The organism is Rhodococcus sp. HM1 (assembly GCF_023218075.1).
Lineage (GTDB): Bacteria > Actinomycetota > Actinomycetes > Mycobacteriales > Mycobacteriaceae > Rhodococcus.
Map to the genome: position 1 here is coordinate 1 of NZ_JALPTB010000146.1, position 4,706 is coordinate 4,706.

The 4,706-nt window shown below is 72.9% G+C and carries 5 protein-coding genes; 3 read left to right on the forward strand and 2 right to left on the reverse strand.

Annotated features, from left to right (window positions below):
• From M1M07_RS31975 to M1M07_RS31985, 3 genes are all read left to right on the forward strand, one after another.
• Positions 1–425 (forward strand): amidohydrolase family protein (locus tag M1M07_RS31975; RefSeq protein ID WP_248676730.1); only part of this gene is annotated, 425 nt, incomplete at its 5' end.
• Positions 422–2,053 carry an apolipoprotein N-acyltransferase gene (gene lnt / locus M1M07_RS31980; protein ID WP_248676731.1) on the forward strand — a complete coding sequence of 544 codons (1,632 nt, stop codon included), beginning with the start codon at positions 422–424 and terminating at the stop codon, positions 2,051–2,053. The genes M1M07_RS31975 and lnt, both read left to right, overlap by 4 nt.
• Positions 2,053–2,835 (forward strand): polyprenol monophosphomannose synthase, encoded by a 783-nt coding sequence (locus M1M07_RS31985; RefSeq protein ID WP_197250259.1) that lies wholly within the window; start codon positions 2,053–2,055, stop codon positions 2,833–2,835. The genes lnt and M1M07_RS31985 overlap by 1 nt, the downstream gene beginning before the upstream one ends.
• A 73-nt stretch (positions 2,836–2,908) precedes the next feature.
• Here the strand turns inward: M1M07_RS31985 and M1M07_RS31990 are convergent, their stop codons facing one another.
• Both M1M07_RS31990 and M1M07_RS31995 read right to left on the reverse strand, forming a co-directional pair.
• Positions 2,909–3,892, reverse strand: coding sequence for a diiron oxygenase (locus M1M07_RS31990; RefSeq protein WP_197250258.1), 984 nt, complete (start codon positions 3,890–3,892; stop codon positions 2,909–2,911).
• Positions 3,892–4,706 (reverse strand): prephenate dehydrogenase dimerization domain-containing protein (locus M1M07_RS31995; RefSeq protein ID WP_248676732.1); only part of this gene is annotated, 815 nt, incomplete at its 5' end. The genes M1M07_RS31995 and M1M07_RS31990, both read right to left, overlap by 1 nt.

Genomic DNA, 4,706 nt, shown 5'->3' on the forward strand with positions numbered 1-4,706 from the left:
CCGACCGGGCGGCCGGACTGAACAACTTCGCCGGGATCGCCTCGACCGGGATGTCGCTCGCGTTCGGCTCCGACGCGCCGGTGACCGCGGCGCGGCCGTGGCCGATGCTGCGCGCCGCCGTGCACCATCACACACCGGGCAGCGGCATCTCACCGCGCGCCGCGTTCGCCGCCGCGACCCGCGGCGCGTGGCGGGCCGGTGGGGTCCGCGACGGGCTGGCCGGCACCCTCGATCCGGGGGCGCCGGCCTCGTATGCGGTGTGGGAGGCGGGGGAGTTGGTGATCAGCGCCCCGAAGGACAGCGTGCAGCGGTGGTCGACGGATCCGCGGTCGCGGGTGGCGCCGCTGCCGGATCTCGCACCGGGCACGGACGATCCGGTGCTGGTGCGCAGCGTGCACCGCGGCCGGATCGTGTACGAGCGGTGACCGGGCCGGCCGCGCGGGCGGTGCGGGCGGTGGCCGTGCGGGCCGTGCTGTCGGTGCTCGCCGGGCTGTTGCTGTTCGCGAGTTTCCCGCCGCGCCCGTTGTGGTTCCTCGCCCCGCTCGGCATCGGTTTGCTGATCACTGTATTGATTGCACAACCGCTGCATCGACGTGCCGGGTTCTGCTATGGATACCTCGCCGGCCTGGGCTTTCTGGTACCGCTGCTGCCGTGGATCGGGGTGTACGTCGGGCCGTTGCCGTGGCTGGCGCTGGCCGCGGTCGAGGCCCTGTTCGTGGGGTTGTTCGGAGCGCTGGTCGTGCACGTGCGGTCGCTGCCCGCGGCGCCGCTGTGGATCGCGGCGTGCTGGTCGCTGACCGAGTTCCTGCGCGCGAGCGTGCCGTTCGGCGGATTCCCGTGGGGGCGGCTGGCGTTCGGGCAACCCGACGGGCTGCTGGTCGCCCTGGCCGCGGCCGGCGGCGCCCCGCTGGTGTCCTTCGCGGTCGCCCTCACCGGTGCCGGGGTGGCCGCCCTCGTCGTCCGGTCCCGCGCGCCGCGGCGCGGACCGCTGCTGCGGGCCGCCGCGGTGACCGTGGCGGCCCCGCTGTGCGCGGCGGCGGTGTGGCCGTTGCTGCCCGCCCCCGACGCCGGGGACCGCACGATCACGGTCGCCGCGATCCAGGGCAGCGTGCCGCGCCTGGGCCTGGACTTCAACGCGCAACGCAAGGCGGTCCTCGACAACCACGTCGCCCGCACCCTGGAACTGGCCGCCGAGGTGCGCGCCGGGACCACACCGCGCCCGGACGTGGTGATCTGGCCGGAGAACGCCTCGGACATCGATCCGCTGCGCAACCCGGACGCCGCCGCCGACATCACCGCCGCGGCCGCCGCGATCGGTGCGCCCATCTCCGTCGGTGCGGTCCTCGTCAACGGCGACGGCACCACCACCAACTCGGTGATCGTGTGGGACGCGGCGACCGGGCCGGGGGAGCGGCACGACAAGAAGATCATCCAGCCGTTCGGCGAGTACCTGCCGTACCGGTCCTTCTTCCGGTTGTTCTCCGAATACGCGGACCGCGCCGGGCATTTCGTGCCCGGCCACGGCGACGGGGTCGTGCACGCGGCCGGCATCCCCATCGGGGTCGCGACCTGCTACGAGGTGGCGTTCGACCGGGCGCTGCGGGAGGCCGTCGACGCCGGCGCGCAACTGCTGGCGGTACCCACCAACAACGCCACCTTCGGCGACACCGAGATGACCTATCAGCAGCTGGCGATGTCCCGGCTGCGGGCCGTCGAACACGGCCGCACCGTCGTGGTGGCCGCCACCAGCGGGGTCAGCGCGATCGTTGCCGCCGACGGATCGGTCCTGGAACAGACCCCGTTGTTCGAGCCCGCGGTGTTGGTGGCGCAAGTGCCGCTGCGCACGACGACTACGCTGGCTAGTCGGCTCGGCCCGATCCCGGAACTCGTTCTGTGCGTCGGCGCCGTCGCCGCCGCCGGTGCCGCCCTCGTGCGGGCCCGGCGACACAACACCGCGGGGTCGCGTCCACAGCCCGGACACGGCACCGAGCCGGCCGACGCCGGCACCGCAGGATCACCGGCCCAGGCCGGTTTCGACAGGGAGGACCATTGATGGCAGCGGCGACGCCGGCCGGGGATCACAGCGCGCCGAGCGCACGGACCCTGGTCATCATTCCGACGTACAACGAGCGGGAGAACATCCGCCTGATCGTCGGCCGGCTGCATGCGGCGCTGCCGGACGTGCACGTGCTCATCGCCGACGACGGCAGCCCGGACGGCACCGGCGCGGTCGCCGACGAGCTGGCCGCCGCGAGCGAGGGCCGCATCCACGTGCTGCACCGCACCGAGAAGAACGGTCTCGGCGCCGCCTACATCGCCGGCTTCCGGTGGGGTCTCGAACGGGACTACACGGTGCTGGTGGAGATGGACGCCGACGGCAGCCACGCCCCGGAACAGCTGCACCTGCTGCTCGAAAAGGTCGACGCCGGCGCCGATCTGGTCCTCGGCTCCCGGTACGTGCCCGGCGGCACCGTCGTGAACTGGCCGTGGCACCGCGAGGTGCTCTCCCGCGGCGGCAACCTCTACTCGCGGCTCGCCCTCGGAGTGAAGATCGCCGACATCACCGGCGGCTACCGCGCCTACCGGCGCGAGGTGCTCGAGACCCTCGATCTGGACGCGATCGAATCGCACGGCTACTGCTTCCAGGTCGACCTCGCCTGGCGCACCCTGCAGGCCGGGTTCACCGTCGCCGAGGTGCCGATCACCTTCACCGAACGCGTCATCGGCGACTCGAAGATGAGCGGCAACATCGTGCAGGAGGCGCTGCTCAAGGTCACCGTGTGGGGTCTGCGCAACCGGTGGGGCAAGCTGCGCGGCCTCGTCGGCCGCGCCTGACGGTCACCCGCCGGCGCCGGTCGAGCGACTGTCCGTACGCCCGGCCGGCGCCGGCGGACACCCGTCCGGAAGATCACCAGTCGATGTGCAGCTCCTCCGCGACACCGAGTTCCGTGCACAGCGACCGGATCGCGCTGCAGTCCTGGACCACCCGCCCCGACTCGGCGGCGGCGACGGCTTCGGCGATCAGTTCCTTGCCGCCGGGGATGCGTTCGTGCTCGACGATCGCCGCCCAGGTCGCGGCGTCACCGCCGGTGAACGCGACGATGCCGTCGGCCAGCGCGTCGAGCAGCACGCGCCGATCGGTCCGCCCCAGTTCGGCGAAGACGATCTTGAGCAGTTCAGCAGCCAGCGACGAGTGACACAGTTCGTCCCGTCGGTGCAGGGCCACCGTAGCCCGGTTGACCGGTTGCAGCGCGTCGTCCTCGGTGAGCAGCCCGAGGTAGGCGCTGATCGAGGTTTCCGCGACGGTGGTGAACGCGAGACGCACCAGCGCCTCGGCGCGGGGGGAACCGGCGCGGGCGACCGCGTCCCGGTGCGCGCGCACGGTCCGGGACGGGGGCAGCACCGACTCCGGCAGCATCCATCCCCGCCGCCGCCGGGTCAGCGCGCTCGCGTTGTGGTGCATCAGCGTGTGGTACTGCTCGTCGACCATCGCCTGCATCACCCCGAGCACGAGGGTGTCGTGCGGTCCGATGCCCAGGGCGTCGCCGGTGACGGAGGCGAATCCGGGATTCACGACGTACTGCTCGATGTCGACGACGTTCTTGTTGTAGGCGATCCAGGCCCAGGCGCGCAGCCGGGCACGACGCCGCTCGTCGAGCTCGCGGTACCGCCGATGGGTGTGGAACGGGATCAGCACCTCGGGGAAATCGAGGCGGTCCGGATCGAACAGGTCGTCGAGGTCGGGTTCGCGTTTCTTGACGGTGGCCCGGATGCCCCAGGACCGGGTCAGGGCCCGGATCACGCTGCTCTCGACGGGCTCGGTGGGGTCGTGCCGGGGCAACGACGGTGGGCGCAGTTGAGCGCGTAGCGAGGTGATGTCGGGTTCAGCCATCACGGCACCCCTGTCTCCCCGGGCGGCGGACGGTCCGTCGTCTGTGGTAGGTCGGCGAAGATCTGCGCGCAGGTTTCACGGTACCGCTCGAGTCGGTCGCCGAGGGGCCGCCGCGCGTGTTCCATGAGGTCCGCGAACCCGGCCGGGTCGGTGTCGACGGCCGCGTCGAGTTCGTCGAGCCCGGCCCGCAGCGCCCGCCGGGCCGCGTCGGCGTAGGGGTTGCCGGTCTGCACGTCCCGGTACACCTCCGGCACGCCGGTGGACACGCGGGCGAGCAACGAGCGCATCAGCACGTGCGGCGGCGGCGCGGTCGCGGCGGCGATGTCGGGGACCCGCAGCCGATCCAGGGCCAGGCCGAACGCGAGGATCGCGGCGTGGGTGAGGGCCTGGGTGGCGGCGGTGACCCGGTCGTGTTCGTCGGCGGACAGTTCCACCACGTGCGCGCCCCAGCGGGTGAGATCGGCGAGGAACCCGGTCACCGCCGGTCCGCGCTGGTGCGCGACGGCCACGACCGGCCGGCCCGCCGGTTCGAGCGACGGCGCGAACATCGGGTTGATGCCGACCGCCTGCACCTGCGGGGCGTGGGTGTGCAGCACGGCGGGCACCGTGGATTTCACCGACAGGGTTTCGACGAGCAACGTGCCCGGGGCGAGCAACCCGCCCAGGACCGGGATCGCCGCGAGCGCCACCGGTTCGGGGACGGCCAGCACCACGGTGGAGGCCGCGCGCAGCGCGGTGGCGGCGCGGGCGATGGGGGCGGTGATGTCCGTGGCCAGCGCGGTGTCGTCGTCCGGTGGCGGGGTCGGATCGAGGA